A 15,340-nucleotide genomic window follows, 5' to 3' on the forward strand; every position below is an offset into this window, starting at 1 on the left:
CACTTTTATTATCTCACTTATTTAAAGAGAATTTACCATGACAATTCGCACCCGTGTTGCCCCGTCGCCAACTGGTGACCCGCATCTTGGCACCGCTTATATCGCCTTATTTAACTACTGTTTTGCTAAACAACAAGGCGGTGAATTTGTACTTCGTATAGAAGATACAGACCAAGTACGTAGCACGCCAGAGTCTGAACTTGCGATTATGGATAGCTTACGCTGGTTAGGGCTTGAGTGGGATCATGGTCCTGATGTGGGTGGCGAATTTGGTCCTTACCGTCAATCTGAGCGTAGCGATTTATATAAAAAATACGCGCATCAGTTAGTTGACGATGGTAAAGCGTTTTACTGCTTTGCAACAAGCGAAGAGCTTGATCAAATGCGTGAAGAGCAAATGGCAGAAGGCTTGCGCCCTAAATACGACGGTCGTGGTTTAAACCATACAGAGGAAGAAATTAAAGCAAACTTAGCGGCAGGCAAACCTTACGTTATACGTATGAAAATCCCAAGCGAAGGCACATTTAAGTTTAACGACTACCTACGAGATGAAATTGAGATCCCGTGGGAAAACGTAGACATGCAAGTGCTTTTAAAAGCGGATGGTTTCCCAACGTACTTTTTAGCGAACGTAGTTGATGACCACCATATGCAAATTAGTCATATTTTCCGTGGCGAAGAGTGGATTAACTCAGCACCTAAGTTATTAAAACTTTACGAAGATTTTGGTTGGGAAGCGCCAGTACTTGGTCATTTACCATTACTGCGTAACCCAGATAAATCAAAGCTATCTAAGCGTAAAAACCCAACGTCTATTAACTACTATAAAGAAATGGGTTACCTGCCAGAAGCCGTGCTTAACTACTTAGGTCGTATGGGTTGGTCAATGCCAGATGAGCGTGAAAAGTTCACACTTAATGAGATGATTGAAAACTTTGACATGAAGCGCGTATCGCTTGGTGGCCCAGTATTCGACGTGGATAAATTAAGCTGGTTAAACGGCATGTGGATCCGCGAAAATCTAACCGACGAGCAGTTAATTCAGCGCTTTGTTGATTGGAAGTTTAACGGTGAAATGTTAGCTAAAGTATTACCTGAGGCTAAAACGCGTATTAATACCCTTTCGGATATGGTTGAGCTGGCAGGGCACTTTGTAGGTGGTATTCCAACTTACGATCCTGCGCTATTAACAGCTGGTAAAGCAGACGAAAACGTAATACGCCAAGCACTACAATTTTTTGTATGGCAGCTAGAAGGCTTACGTAGCTTTGATAAGCCCGCTATTTTTGCAATTGCAAAAGAAGTGGCTACATTCCACGAGCTTAAAATCAAAGACTTTTTAGAGCCAATTTTTGTCGCAATTACAGGCAAAACATCAAGTACGTCGGTGCTTGATGCAATGGAAATATTGGGGTCTGACCTATCACGTGCTCGTTTACGTGTAGCACTTGCTCATTTAGGTATTTCTAAAAAGCAGGCTAAAAATATAGAGCGTGCGTACCGCGAATACCCAAGTGCATAATTACTAAACAATGTACTTTTAAAAGCCGAGCTTAGTAAAATAAGTTCGGCTTTTTTGTTTCAGGCTGTTTAGCTATATGACATCGTATTTTGATATTGTTTAGCCTAAGCATTCATAATTTACTAAATGCTACAATGCGGCATATAAACTCATAGGAGACAGTATGATTGCAACCGTTAAAAACAAAGCTATTTTTAGCAGTAATACATTTTCGATAAACCTTGTTACTTACCCAACTAATCACAGCGTAATGAACCATATTGACCCTGTGCAGCAAGGGCGCTATTACAAGCTCAACTTTGTATTAGAAAAACCTAAAGCGGGTGGGGTATTTAAATGCTCAAAATGCATTATAAATTTATTTAATCGCGTGTATTTATTCAGACCCGATAAGTACGAACACAGCGTATCTAAAATCGAGTCTGGAAAGCGCGTACTACTTAGCTTTGCGCTTAATATATAATTTGCACTTTTACTTATTAATAGTCGTAGGCCTGTCCGGTGCATAAAACAGATAGGTCGCAATACGATACAGACGTTTCACTACAAGAATTAATAGTAAAAGCATTTCCGCCTCTGCGCATAGCATCAGCTTTAAGTAAATCAATCGCGTTTGATTTAGAGCGATTGTAACTTACATTATTGCTGCCCATGCCGTCGCCATCACAGCTTTCACCTTCTATTCGGCCTAAAAGTGTTGCGCCACTTTCGTGTGCTTCTTGGTCGCTATAAAATTGCTGTAAATCTCTTTTATTAACGTAGGTGCCAATTTCTTGAGATAAAACACCGTTGTCTATATCTGTATGATAAGTCATGCCTGAACAACCAGTTATTGTGGCCAGCACTGTTATTGCCATTATAAAACGTAGCATATTTATTAGTCCCTTAATTTATTATTTGAAATAGTAAATTACTAACAAAATTAAATGCGGGCAATGTTTACTACTAAGTAAATTGTTAGCATTTGTAAATGTATTTAGATTTTACTGAGCATAGGGTAAGTAAACAAAAAGAAGTGGCAAACATTAACTAACCAATGGCATAAAATAGCCCACGCTAAGCGCTGCGTTTTATAAAAAATATAGCCATATCCTAAGCCTGCAATAAATGAAACCAATACATAGTTAAATCCTCCAGCAATATGCGCCAAAGCAAACACTGCAGCTGTCATTATTGGGGCAAGTAGCGCTAGGCGAGTAGATGTGATTATTTGGCTAAGTTTGGTTTGTAATAAACCTCTAAACAAAGCTTCCTCAGCTACACAGGTAAATAAAAGATTAATAGCAATAAAGGCTAACCAAAAGTTGGGCACTTTTGGGTTAAAGCTTACAAGTCCAAGTGTTAAAGCCGCAGTGAGCGAAGCTAAAACAGTAGCAATAATTATAAAAATAGGTTGTTTAACGTTTAATGGGCCTGCTTTATTAGAGTCTGCTTTTAAAGCTTTTTTATTCGAATAAAAGTAAGCACAAAGGAATAACCCAGCCATAGCTTTATCAAAATTAGCATAAAGGGTAAAAGCAATCGCATCGCTTGTAATACGCTCATCTATAACAATAGGGAGGTTATTAAAACCAGGCACCCAATGAAGTGCTAATGCCAGTGAGGAAATTATAAAAACAGTACTTAAAATAGCGCGTATTATTGCCCACTTTGCATTTAGCACACAGTAGTATAAAACAACGTAAAGCCCAGTGCTGAGCAGAGCATACAAATTTACATAACCTTGAAAATACCCACTTACTACACTTAAAGCCATTAAGTAGTGCCAAAGGGGTTGCCGCATTATTGATATTTTGCAGTACGGAAAAACACATATAATTGATAGTGCTAATAAATAAAAGGTCATTGTTTTTTATTACTCTGTTTTATTTAGCCATTAATCTAACAGATTCGACCTCTCAATATTTTTTTTCTGGTAATATAGATAGGTTATAAGCAGTTTAAGCAGTGAACAAACTATGTTAAGTCCTTTTTTTCAGCAGCATGCTGATTATGTTTCTATCTCTCGTGAGCAGGGTTGTCGCTTCGCTAAATGCGTTGCTGACGATTACAATCCACTTCATGACAAAGATGCCAAAAAGTTTTGCGCGCCAGGAGACTTACTTTTTTCATTGGTACTAGACCGCTACGGTATTAGTGAACAAATGGAATTTACTTTTGCCGGTATGGTTGATGAAAACACCAAACTACATTTCCCTGAGGGAGCAGATGAGTTTGATGTTACCAATGGCGAAAAAGTAATTTTAAAGGTAAAGCGCAGCGGTAAAACCAGCCAATGCCCAGCACTAACTAATAGTCTAATAAAAAATTATGTTGAGTTTTCTGGTACAACTTTTCCGCATGTAATTATTCCATTAATGGGCAAGCAAGAGGTAATGATAAACCCTGCGCGCCCAATGGTAATTTACGAATCAATGCTTATCAATCTTGATAACCTTGATATTACAGCGCCGACACTTGAATTTGCAGAGCCAAGCTTTGAGTACACTGGTAAGCGCGGAAAAATTACACTACGTTTTAACCTGTTAGAAAACGGCGTTAAAGTGGGTAGTGGTGAAAAGCACATGGTGGTTTCGGGTATTCGCGAATACTGCCAAGCAACAGTTGACGATTTAATAGCGTTTTACAACGAACGTAAAGCGACACTAAAGCCAGCTTAAAGCTACAGCAAATTAAAAAAGGCGCTAAATACAACAGTTATTTAGCGCCTTTTTTATTGTTTTAGCGCTAAAGCGAAAGAGAGCAATCACGATTAAATACTTTTCTGGACTGGTTAATTTACGCAGTACAGTAATATGCGTACAATAGCGCTCTTTGTTATTTTAAAGCTAAGCCTATGTCTGCCACTACGTTCTCATCACTTAATCTCGACCCGTTATTATTAACAGCGATTGAGCAAAATAATTACACTCAGCCTACCGCAATTCAGATTAAAACTATTCCGCCTATTTTAGCCGGAAGTGATGTAATGGGCAGCGCGCAAACAGGTACGGGTAAAACCGCCGCCTTTGTTTTACCTATATTACATAAGCTTTTGAATACCCCTAAAAAAGATGAGCAAGGCCTTGCCCGCGTTGTAATTTTAACGCCAACACGAGAGCTTGCTCAGCAAGTATTTGCCAGCTTTGAAAAGTACGCACAAGGCACTAACATCAATGGTGCTTTAGCCTATGGTGGTGCAAGTATTGGCCCTCAAATAAAAGCACTTAAAACAGCACAAGTTATAGTGGCCACACCAGGGCGTTTGCTTGATCATATAGTTAAAGGCAGTGTGGTACTTTCAAGCGTAGACTCTTTAGTGTTTGACGAAGCCGACCGCATGCTTGATATGGGCTTTATTGATGAAATTAGACGTATATTGCGACATATACCGGGCGATCGCCAAACTTTACTCTTTTCAGCTACGTTTGATGACAGCGTGTTTGAACTCAGTAAAAAACTACTTAAAAACCCAGAGCTAATTGAAGTTGATAAACGTAACTCAGCTGCGGTTGAAGTAGAGCAAGTTATTTACGCTGTAGATGAAGACCGTAAGCGCGAACTTGTATCGCATATGATTGGCATGAAAAACTGGCGCCAAGTGCTTATTTTTACGCGCACAAAACAAATGGCCGATCAGCTCGCTAAAGAAATGTGTAAAGACGGTTTAAAAACCGAATCAATCCATGGCGATAAATCGCAAGGCGCACGTGACCGTGCACTGCAAAACTTTAAAGAAGGTATTACACGCGTACTTGTTGCAACCGATGTCGCTGCGCGTGGTTTAGATATTTCTACACTTAGATACGTAATTAATTTTGAACTGCCGTACATTGCCGAGGATTATGTGCACCGTATTGGCCGTACAGGTCGCGCTGGTGAACAAGGGCTTGCTATGTCATTGGTAAGTCTTGATGAGCAATGGCTGCTAGAAGAAATTGAAGTATTACTCGATACGCGTTTAACGCCGCAGTGGTTAGAAGGTTACGAGCCTGACTTAAATAAAAAGCCCAAAGATAATCGTAAAAATACGAATAAATCGCGAAAAGATCGCGATAAAAAACGCATTACAGGTAAAAGAGAGCCAAGTAGACGTCGTAAATAATAGCTTTTACTTTACTTTTTTGCCTATACTGGAGCTATTAAATAGCCGAGGTAAAGTTAATGTTTGAAACTGATAAATGGGCATTCTCTGGTGTTGATGGCCAAATATCTTTGCATAAATGGCAAAAAACAATGGACCTTATCACGGGGCTTTTTTCAGCCCCGTCTGGTTATATAGTTCAGGCAACAAGCAAAGGCTATCGCGTTGTTATTAGAAATAACGAAGGTGGCTCAAGCTTTGAAACCAACCCGATACTTCCCCCTCAAACACCTCTTTTTTGTCGGCACGTCGCTGAAACTAATAATATTTTATATGTTAATGATGCAAGCAATAACGATGCATGGAACACCCTACCAGAAGTAGTTGAGGATGGCGTTGAATCCTACCTAGGCTTACCTATTCATTGGCCAGAAGGTGAAGTATTTGGCACGCTATGCTTAAAAGACACTAAAATAACTAGCTATACCGATGAATACTTTGAGCTCATAGAGCAACTACGCGATTTAATTGAAGACGACCTAGCGCTTGTTTACAGCTATGAACAAATGCGCGAAATAGCCATGTTAGACTCATTAACAGATATTTATAATCGCCGAGCACTTAACTTACTAGCTCAGCAAAAGCTTAATTTAGCACTGCGTTTGGGATTCGACGTATGTTGCTTGTTTATAGATATAAACGACTTTAAAAAATTAAACGACACCTTTGGTCATGAAGTAGGTGACAAAGCCTTAATTATTTTGGCTGATACGCTAAAAAACCATTTAAGAGATGCCGACATAGTAGGGCGTTTAGGTGGTGATGAGTTTGTTGCAGTAATGCAATTAAGTGATAAAAGCAAAATTAACTACATTATGGATAAAATTTCGACTGAGTATACAAATGCTTTACTAAAAGAAGGTGTTTGCGATTTATCGCTCAGCATTGGTTATAGTTTTACTAATAAACAAAAGCAGCCCTTTGAAGCGCTATTGAATGATGCCGACCACGCAATGTATAAAAATAAACAAGCGTATAGGCTCGCTAAAAAAGCACAATAATAAAAGGAAGTTCGTCATGACTCATGCCACAAAAACTTGGCTGGTTTTTTCTGCGATAGGTTTTATTTTTTCATTAGCAATAATAAGCTTATTTGAAGCGCTTCCTAGCATTAGATTTATATCTGATGAGGGAATTATTTTTGGTGTTATGTGCTCCTCTATGGGGTTTGCCTTAAAAAGGCTTGAGAGTAATAACCAAAAAGAGCTTCAATGAATAGCTTAAGCTGCAAATTTTTACTTGTACTTATTAATTTATTTTTCAAAGTACGGACATAAAAAAGCAAGCCATGAGGCTTGCCAAGAAGGGTGTTAATTAGCTCTTACCTAGCCTTTAAGCTATTAGCTTTTCCGCAAGGTTTAATTCCATAATGGCCTTTAATAAACGGTATAGGTTAATTGACGCATCAATTTCTTCTTTACGGTTTGTTAAGCTTTCAATATTTAAGCCCAGTGGCACGTCTAGGTGCGCACAGCTTTTAAGTATTAGGTCGAGGTTTTCGCGGCAAATACGGACCGATTCGCTTAATGTATTGTCTGCATCAAGCATGCGCCATTTAGTTGCCTCTGGCACTGAGATACCCAACCATTGCATAAACTCTAAGGTTTTTTCGCCGCCGCATGGGGTAAACGTTAATATAATACGTTGAGGTGTAATCCCTTTTGCTTTACATGTACGTGCGTAGCTAGTAATTAACTCTATAGTAGCTTGTGCGTCGTAAACAGCTTGCGATATAAAAAACTGACAACCTTGTGCTGTTTTTTCTATTAATCGTTCGTGCTCATTTCGTTTACTTGAATGGCGCTCGGCAATCGTAACGCCACCTAAAAAGAAATCATCTGATTGCTCAGCCAATGCTTTATACGCATCTGGCAGGCTTAGCTTTATATCGCCTATCGATGATGGGCTACCTACTAAAACAACATTTTGTAAATCGTAGTCGTTTTTAGTTTCACTTAGCCAATCTTTAAATTCGCCTACGCCACGCTGCGCCACACTTTTATAAGTAATCACATCTTGTGCAGATAAATTACGAAGTAAATGGCTGTATTCACGCGGATCAACGGTTTGTTTAAACGCAAATGGACGGTCTTGATTAGTTCGGCTGCTTTCGTCTTGAATGTCGTAAATTATCACGCCGTCGTATTCAATTTCGTGTAAGCGACCTAATAGCTTTTCTGCAATGGTTTTTAATTGCGCTTTATCGGTGCCAATTTTAGGCGGGGTAGTACCAATAAGATAAACACCTTGATTGGTGTCCACTATCTTCTCTTTTAGTGATAAAGCCATAATCCTCATTCCAGCTAAGTTTGTTTTGATGGATTTAATATAGCAGCCATTTAGACGTCTAGATAGATTTATTTAATGAAAGTTTTTCAATTAACATGATGTTTATTCATAGTGCTTGTTCCCATTATTTATAATTGACACAGTTGTTTACATAATAAATTCCCTTGGGGCTCTTATATTTATTGGCTTTGGGGCATAATTAAAGAGTTAAATCTGACAACAAATTTGCTCAATTTAAAAAGGGACAACAATGAAATTTAAATTATTAGCAACCAGCTTAGCGGTATCGCTGGCGTTAACAGGTTGCGCCATGCAACAAAACCAAAGCACGCAAACAACAGCACAACAAGAACAAGTAAATAAAGCTGATGACCGTGTTTTTTCACAAGATTACTTAATTGAAGAGCTAGAAAACGGCTTACGTGTCATGGTTGTTAAAACCGATTACCCTGATGTCGTATCGCTGCAAATTCCGGTATCGGTTGGATCGCGTAACGAAGTTGAAGAGGGTAAAACAGGCTTTGCTCACTTTTTTGAACACATGATGTTTAAAGGCTCACAAAAATACCCTGAAGATGTGTACTCAGACATATTAAAAAATTCAGGTGTTGATAACCGCGCTTATACAACAAACGATTACACAAATTACCATTTAAACTTTTCAAAGCAGCATCTTGATAAAGTACTTGAGCTTGAAGCTGATATTTTTCAAAACTTAACTTACACCGAAGAGCAATTTAGAACCGAAGCACAAACGGTAAAAGGTGAGTACTTAAAAAACAACGCGAGTCCAATTCGTAAATTATTAAGCGCTGTACGCGAAGAAGCGTTTGATAAGCACACGTATAAACACACCACTATGGGCTTTTTTAAAGACATAGAAGCCATGCCAGATCAAATGGCGTACGGGAAAGAGTTTTTTGCTAAATTTTATAAACCTGAGTATGTGTCACTTGTTATTGTGGGCGATGTAGACCCACAAGCAACAATGGCAATGGTTAAAAAGCATTGGGGCAGCTGGAAAAAGGGTAACTATGTTGCTGACATTAAAGCAGAACCTGTTCAACAAGCACCAAAATATTTGCACCAGCAAGATGAAGCGCTACCAGGGCATTGGTTACTTGTATCTTACAAAGGCGCTGCGTGGGAGCCTGCTAAAAAAGACAGAGCGGCACTAGATTTAATCTCACAGCTTTATTTTTCAAGTAATTCAGATTTATATCAAGAGCTAGTGGTCGACAAACAAATTGCCAGCCAAATGTTTACCTATAACCCAGAGACTAAAGATCCGGGTTTATTACACGTATTTGTTAAAGTAGAAAACGCAGACGATTTAGCCACTGCGCGCGATGCCATTAATCGAACTTATGCAAAAGCACGCACTGAGCTTGTTGATGAGCAAAAGCTCAGTGATTTAAAATCGAATCTTAAATACAGCTTTATTAATGGCTTAGATTCGTCGCAAGCGATTGCATCAACCCTTGCCAGCTACATGCATTTTGAGCGCGATCCTGAGGTTATAAACCAGCTGTATAAATCGGCAGATAACATCACCAGCGCAGATATCAAAGCCGTTGCTAATAAATACTTTACTGATAACGCACGTACCACATTAACAATGTCGGCACTTGATAAAGCCCCAGGTTTTGAGCAAGAAGTTAATTTAAATGCGCTTACTGCAAAGCTTGAACAAGCACCTGCGAAGCCTGCATTTAAAGTACTTGATAAAACCAATAGCTCGCCATTAATCGATGTTAACTTTTTATTCAATACCGGCGCGGCTGCCGACCCACAAGGTAAAAAAGGTGTTGCTGCACTCACTGCGGCTATGCTTGCACAAGGTGGCTCAGAGGCGACAAGCTATAAAGATATTCAAAAAGCACTTTATCCGCTTGCGGGTAGCTTTGGCTATCAAATAGATAAAGAAATGCTGTCGTTCCAAGGGCGCATTCATAAAGACAATGCAGCGCAGTGGTATTCACTTGTGAGCGATCAATTATTAAACCCAGGCTTTAGAGACGATGACTTTAAACGCCTTAAAAAAGAAATGATCGATGGTATTAAATCAGGCTTAAAAGCATCTAACGATGAAGAGCTAGGTAAAGAAGTGCTATACAGTGCACTTTACAAAAATCACCCTTACGAAAGTTACAACTACGGTGATATTTCGGATTTAGAAGCGTTGACACTAGATGATGTTAAAGCGTTTTATAACAGCGAGCTTACGCAATCTAAACTCACGGTTGGCTTAATTGGGGCTGTGCCTGCAAACCTTAGAGCTAAAATGATGAGCGATTTTGCAACGCTACCAAAGGGTGAGCAAAGCCGTTTAAGTATTCCTGATGCGCCAGCGCTTAAAGGTCATCATGCAACTATTGTAGAAAAGTCAGCGCAATCGACGGCGGTATCGTTTGGTTTCCCTATTGATACAATTAGAAGTAGCGAAGACTGGACAGCCCTTTGGCTTGTGCGTTCGTACTTTGGTGAGCACCGTAGTTCTAACAGCTTTTTATATGAGCGCATTCGTGAAACTCGCGGCATGAACTATGGCGATTACGCATACATTGAATACTTTCCACGTGGTATGTTTCAAACCAAGCCAGATGCAAACCTAGGGCGCTCAGAGCAAATATTTCAAGTGTGGTTACGCCCACTTCGCTCTAATAACGATGCGCACTTTGCAACACGTACCGCTTTGTTTGAGCTAGATAAGCTAATTAAAAATGGTATGAGCGAAGACGACTTTGAAGCTACGCGTAACTTTTTAATTAACTTTGTGCCGCAAATGGTTGCAAGTCAAAATCGCCAATTAGGTTACGCGCTTGATAGCGAATTTTACAACATTGATAGCTTTGTAAGTTACGTAACTAATAAACTTAAAACGCTAACGCTTGCTGATGTTAATCGCGTTATTAAAGAAAACTTACAAACAGACAATGTTCACTATGTATTTATTACTGGTGACGGCGCTGATATGCAAAAACGTTTAGCATCGCAGCAAACATCGCCAATGATTTACAACACTAATAAACCTGCTGAGTTGGTTGCTGAGGATAAAGTAATTGCTGATTATAAATTAGCAATTCCTGCAAAAAATATTGAAGTGATGAAAGTCGATAAAGTATTTCAATAATTTAAGCAGTTTTTAAACTATCTTTAAATGTATAAAAAATGCCCCAGTGCTTAAAGCTCTGGGGCATTTTTATATTAATACTTTAAGCGAAAGCATAGGCTTGTTACTAATATCATAAGCTAGTTATTAATAGCATACAGCCAACTCCGAGTGTAAAGCTAATTAAAGAGCTTATAGCAATAGCTACAATAAACTTTTGCGTTGATTGGGCTTTAACCGTTTCATCTTCTTCTAAGTCGTCCAATTTTATGAGCTCGCCTTGGCGCACTTCAAATACTGCGCATAAAGCCATTGTGGTTTCTTTTGATGCCGCACCTTCTTTTTCTACACGCTGAACGGTACGTAAGCTTACATCGCAGGCATCGGCAAGTTGCTGTTGCGTCCAATTAAATTGCTGCCTAAGTTCTTTTATTGTTTTAGGGTTAAGTTGCATGCGTTTATTTACCTACCACTAAGTCAATTAGCGCAAAGGTTGAATACCCACCTAAGTATCCGGCAAGTACACAGGCAGAAAAAAAGAGGACGGCTCTTTTCGGATCTTTAATAAAAGGAAGTACAGTTTGTTCTTGCTGCTTTATTTGCTCATTATTTTTAAAAAAAGTACATTCAAGCTTGCCAGTGATAATATTTAGCATGTGATATTTAACTTGGTAGTTATGTTCGTTAAATTCAAATGTATGCGTGCTTTTTCTACCAACGCTACGCTTACTACTAACTAAATCGTCGTTGACGTAGATTTCTTCTTTGCCTGTAAAGTAGCTGCCAAAACAGGCTATTTGATTGTCGCCATCTTGAAAGTAAAATTTGTAACCTAATTTTTTTGTATTTAATATATCGTTTTTCATCATCGTTATCCTTGTTGAGTTGATGATGCTAATTTAGCGTTTGTTTTTGTTATTTACGCCGTCAGCTGTACGCCAGTGTGTATTTTGACATATGACAGGATAACTGTCATATGTTGTTAACTACTGATTTTTATTAATTTATTATATTTTAAGTATGCATTGGTCATTTTAGCTACTGTCGTATAACTTAATCTAAAGAATGGGTACGTATTTAAAATATCATTTCTGGGTGCTAGGGCGTGTTGAACTCTGTGGATTGAAATTTGTTCAATCCAAGGGAGATTTAATCGCGGCGCGAGGTTTGTAACCTAGTGGGCTCGATAACTGCTCCTGCGTTATTCTACTGACTTACATCCCTGTAAGAATAAGTAAAAACCGAACAAAGCTTCCGCGTATTGCTCACGCCTCTTACCTACATCCGTGTAGGCAACAAAGAGTTAATCGTCCCTAGTTATATCTAATAACCAGAACAAATAACTAAGGGATTAACACCTTGATGGCTAAATCCGTTAGACTTGGGAAAAGGCTATTTTATATCAACTTAAGGCAGTGCAGTATTATGCGTCATGCAATTTGGCAACAGCTTCGCGACGAAGCTAACGATGTAGTAAAACGTGAACCATTATTAGCAAGTCATGTTTATTCATGTGTTTTAAATCATGATTGTTTAGGTTCGGCATTGAGCTTTATTGTTGCCAATAAGTTGGCTGATGCGGTGGTATCTGCATTCACTATCCGAGAGCTGTTTGACCAAGCATTTGTAAAATGTGACCGTATGCTATCTTTTGTTGCTGAGGATATTAAAGCGGTAAAAGACCGCGACCCTGCATCAGAAACCTATCTTACGGTTATATTAAATCTAAAAGGTTTTCATGCGATTCAGGCGCACCGTTTGGCTAATTGCTTGTGGCAACAAAACCGCAAAGAGCTAGCGCGCTTTATTCAAAGCCGTAACTCTGAAGTGTTTGGGGTCGATATTCACCCTGCATGTAAAGTGGGTAAAGGCATTATGTTTGACCACGCAACCGGTATTGTTATTGGTGAAACAGCGGTAATTGAAGATAACGTATCAATTTTGCAATCTGTAACGCTTGGCGGTACAGGCAATGAGCAGGGCGATCGTCATCCCAAAATTAGAGCGGGCGTATTAATTGGCGCCGGCGCTAAAGTACTGGGTAATATTGAAGTAGGTGAGGGCGCACGAATTGGTGCGGGCTCAGTTGTACTTAGCAATGTTCCACCACACACAACCGCTGTTGGCGTACCCGCTAAAATTATTGGTCGACCGGATTGTGAGTGTCCGGCGCAAAGTATGAACCAAAATTTTTTAGCAAATCCTGAGCCTGAAAACGAATCGCACACGAGTGCAATGTTATAAGTAATTAAAAATAATAAAACTTAAAAGGAATTAACATGAACAAGAATAGTTTATTGGCTCTAGGGATTGGGTTTATTGCGGGTGTAGGTTTAACTTGGAGCTACTTTAACGCAGCTTCAAGTCATCCAGAATCTGTTAAGTCGCAGCCAAGTTATGAAAAACAGCAAAAGCTTCATACTGAACAACAAAGTAATGAGGTATTAAGTAATGCAGACTCTGCAGTACCTGAGCAAGTCGCTAGTATAGAGCCCGCTGAAGTCTCGCCTGCAACCAATTCAGAAACCCAAATGCTTTCTGAACTACCTTTAGAAGAGCAAGTGACTCAGCTTAAGCTGCAACTCGCCGAACAGAAAGCGGCGCTCAAAAGTGTTTTAAAGAAAATGAGGAGCCCTTCAGATTTTGAGCAGATTTTACGTGATAAATTTGAAAATCAAACGCGCGACGAAGAATGGGCTTATCGTACTGAAATGGCATTACAAGATTTTTTATTAACAGCTGATTTATCAATTATTCCTGACGTTGTTAGTGCAAAATGTAAAAAAACAGTATGTGAATTTGAACTTGCCGCTCCCACTGATAACGACACATTTGGTAATGCTCAATGGCGAGAGCTAAACGATAAGTTGATGGAACAAGAGTTTTGGCAACAATTTAAAAGCACTACCTCCACATCGAGCGATAGCGAACTTAAAATGTTGCTAAGTACAGAGCTTTAAATAATTTGTGATTCTATAGAGCCATCAACGAGCTCTGTAACTAAAACATCGCCTGTTTTAATTTGCCCCACAGATTTAACTACTTTCCCTTGCGGTGTTTTAGTGATGCTATAACCGCGCGCTAAAACATTAAGCGGACTTACCGAGTCTAACCTGCTTGCTTGCAGTGCTAAGCTATTATTCGCTTGTTGTAACTGATGCTGTATAGCTTGGTGTAGCCTAGCTTGTAATTGCGAGAGTTGATGGCTTGCTGAAGTGAGTTTTTTATCAGGTGATTGGCGCATCAAACGCGGCGTTAAGTTATTGAGTGTGCGTTCTTGTTGGTATAAACGATTACGCATAGCTTGTTGCAGCGCAATGCTTAGCTCATCCAAACGTTGTGATTTTTGACTCAGCTGATTACGCGGATGACACAAATTAAGGCGGTGTTGTAACTGCGTTGCTAATGCGCGTTTATCGGCAATACCGTGCTTAAACGCGTTAGATAAACGATTAACTAATTGTGTTACTTTGTTGTGTAACTCTTGCGTATTTGGGCTTACAAGCTCAGCTGCGGCTGATGGAGTTGCTGCACGAACATCAGCAACGTAATCGCTAATGGTTGTATCTATTTCATGGCCTACTGCACTTACTATAGGTAATTCACTTTCAAAAATAGCCCGTGCGAGCTGTTCGTGATTAAAGCACCATAAATCTTCAAGTGATCCGCCGCCTCGTCCTAAAATAAGTACGTCTACTTCATCACGAGCATTAGCTAATTCAATTTGATTAATTAAATGTAGGTGTGCTTCTTTGCCTTGTACCATAGCAGGGTAAATGATTACTTCTAACTGCGGCGCACGGCGTTTAAGTACCGTTAAAATATCTTTTATAGCAGCGCCGGTTGCTGAGGTAATAACACCAATACGATTAATATTTTGCGGAAGTGGTTTTTTATACGCAGAGCTAAATAATCCTTCGGCGGCCAAACGCATTTTAAGCGCATCGAATTCTTGTTTTAGCTGACCTTCGCCGGCCGGTTCCATATGCTCAACAATAAGCTGGTAGTCACCGCGAGGTTCATAAAGTGATACACGCGCTTTTACTGTAACTTGCGCGCCATTTGCAGGGCGATAGCTTTGGTTGCGATTATTCCCACGCCACATAGCGGCTTTAATTTGTGCTTTATCGTCTTTTAACGAAAAGTACCAATGGCCGGATGCAGGGGTAATAAAGTTAGAAATTTCGCCCGTGAGCACTAAAGATGCAAAACCTTGCTCAAGGATTGTGCGAATTTCTCTATTAAGGCGCGACACGGTGTAAACCGTCTGCGAAGGCTTCGAAAACATAAAAAA

The 15,340-nt window shown here is 39.5% G+C and carries 15 protein-coding genes; 9 read left to right on the forward strand and 6 right to left on the reverse strand.

The window, feature by feature from the left end:
* Positions 1-37: 37 nt before the first annotated feature.
* Both gltX and FFU37_RS02400 read left to right on the forward strand, forming a co-directional pair.
* A complete protein-coding gene (gene gltX / locus FFU37_RS02395) occupies positions 38-1,522 on the forward strand; it encodes a glutamate--tRNA ligase (RefSeq protein WP_138488624.1) in 1,485 nt (494 codons plus the stop codon).
* Positions 1,523-1,685: 163 nt separating this feature from the next.
* On the forward strand, positions 1,686-1,985 hold the full coding sequence (locus FFU37_RS02400; RefSeq protein ID WP_021032137.1) for a hypothetical protein: 300 nt from the start codon (positions 1,686-1,688) through the stop codon (positions 1,983-1,985).
* Positions 1,986-2,001: 16 nt separating this feature from the next.
* Here FFU37_RS02400 and FFU37_RS02405 read toward each other — a convergent pair whose 3' ends face one another.
* Together FFU37_RS02405 and FFU37_RS02410 are read right to left on the reverse strand one after the other, a co-directional pair.
* On the reverse strand, positions 2,002-2,394 hold the full coding sequence (locus tag FFU37_RS02405) for a hypothetical protein (protein WP_039484976.1): 393 nt from the start codon (positions 2,392-2,394) through the stop codon (positions 2,002-2,004).
* Between the two features lie 104 nt (positions 2,395-2,498).
* The gene (locus tag FFU37_RS02410; protein ID WP_175413884.1) at positions 2,499-3,368 is read right to left on the reverse strand and encodes a CPBP family intramembrane glutamic endopeptidase; all 870 of its coding nucleotides are present in this window, start codon (positions 3,366-3,368) and stop codon (positions 2,499-2,501) included.
* A gap of 112 nt (positions 3,369-3,480) precedes the next feature.
* Between FFU37_RS02410 and FFU37_RS02415 the strand changes: the two genes are divergently transcribed.
* The 4 genes from FFU37_RS02415 to FFU37_RS02430 all read left to right on the forward strand — a co-directional run bounded on the left by FFU37_RS02415 (position 3,481) and on the right by FFU37_RS02430 (position 6,860).
* Positions 3,481-4,182, forward strand: coding sequence for a DUF3581 domain-containing protein (locus tag FFU37_RS02415; protein ID WP_138488626.1), 702 nt, complete (start codon positions 3,481-3,483; stop codon positions 4,180-4,182).
* Positions 4,183-4,358: 176 nt separating this feature from the next.
* The gene (locus FFU37_RS02420) at positions 4,359-5,606 is read left to right on the forward strand and encodes a DEAD/DEAH box helicase (RefSeq protein WP_138488627.1); all 1,248 of its coding nucleotides are present in this window, start codon (positions 4,359-4,361) and stop codon (positions 5,604-5,606) included.
* A gap of 59 nt (positions 5,607-5,665) precedes the next feature.
* The gene (locus FFU37_RS02425) at positions 5,666-6,646 is read left to right on the forward strand and encodes a sensor domain-containing diguanylate cyclase (protein WP_138488628.1); all 981 of its coding nucleotides are present in this window, start codon (positions 5,666-5,668) and stop codon (positions 6,644-6,646) included.
* A 16-nt stretch (positions 6,647-6,662) separates the two neighbouring features.
* Entirely contained in the window at positions 6,663-6,860 is a 198-nt protein-coding gene (locus FFU37_RS02430; protein ID WP_138488629.1) for a hypothetical protein, read from the forward strand.
* A gap of 117 nt (positions 6,861-6,977) precedes the next feature.
* On the opposite strand, the gene FFU37_RS02435 is transcribed toward FFU37_RS02430, so the two are convergent.
* Positions 6,978-7,934, reverse strand: a complete 957-nt coding sequence (locus FFU37_RS02435; protein ID WP_039484953.1) for a methylenetetrahydrofolate reductase — start codon at positions 7,932-7,934, stop codon at positions 6,978-6,980.
* 250 nt (positions 7,935-8,184) lie between these two features.
* Between FFU37_RS02435 and FFU37_RS02440 the strand changes: the two genes are divergently transcribed.
* The gene (locus tag FFU37_RS02440; RefSeq protein WP_138488630.1) at positions 8,185-11,067 is read left to right on the forward strand and encodes a M16 family metallopeptidase; all 2,883 of its coding nucleotides are present in this window, start codon (positions 8,185-8,187) and stop codon (positions 11,065-11,067) included.
* Between the two features lie 112 nt (positions 11,068-11,179).
* On the opposite strand, the gene FFU37_RS02445 is transcribed toward FFU37_RS02440, so the two are convergent.
* Both FFU37_RS02445 and FFU37_RS02450 read right to left on the reverse strand, forming a co-directional pair.
* Positions 11,180-11,500 (reverse strand): helix-turn-helix transcriptional regulator, encoded by a 321-nt coding sequence (locus FFU37_RS02445; RefSeq protein ID WP_010553167.1) that lies wholly within the window; start codon positions 11,498-11,500, stop codon positions 11,180-11,182.
* A 4-nt stretch (positions 11,501-11,504) separates the two neighbouring features.
* Positions 11,505-11,912, reverse strand: coding sequence for a hypothetical protein (locus tag FFU37_RS02450; protein WP_175413915.1), 408 nt, complete (start codon positions 11,910-11,912; stop codon positions 11,505-11,507).
* Positions 11,913-12,471: 559 nt separating this feature from the next.
* On the opposite strand from FFU37_RS02450, the gene cysE reads away from it, so the two are divergent.
* Both cysE and FFU37_RS02460 read left to right on the forward strand, forming a co-directional pair.
* On the forward strand, positions 12,472-13,290 hold the full coding sequence (gene cysE / locus FFU37_RS02455; protein ID WP_002958786.1) for a serine O-acetyltransferase: 819 nt from the start codon (positions 12,472-12,474) through the stop codon (positions 13,288-13,290).
* Positions 13,291-13,325: 35 nt separating this feature from the next.
* Complete coding sequence (locus tag FFU37_RS02460) at positions 13,326-14,006, forward strand: hypothetical protein (RefSeq protein WP_138488632.1); 681 nt, start codon at positions 13,326-13,328, stop codon at positions 14,004-14,006.
* Here the strand turns inward: FFU37_RS02460 and xseA are convergent.
* Complete coding sequence (gene xseA, locus FFU37_RS02465) at positions 14,003-15,334, reverse strand: exodeoxyribonuclease VII large subunit (protein WP_138488633.1); 1,332 nt, start codon at positions 15,332-15,334, stop codon at positions 14,003-14,005. The genes FFU37_RS02460 and xseA overlap by 4 nt on opposite strands.
* Positions 15,335-15,340 lie beyond the last annotated feature (6 nt).

The sequence above is a fragment of the Pseudoalteromonas distincta genome (assembly GCF_005877035.1).
GTDB lineage: Bacteria > Pseudomonadota > Gammaproteobacteria > Enterobacterales > Alteromonadaceae > Pseudoalteromonas > Pseudoalteromonas distincta.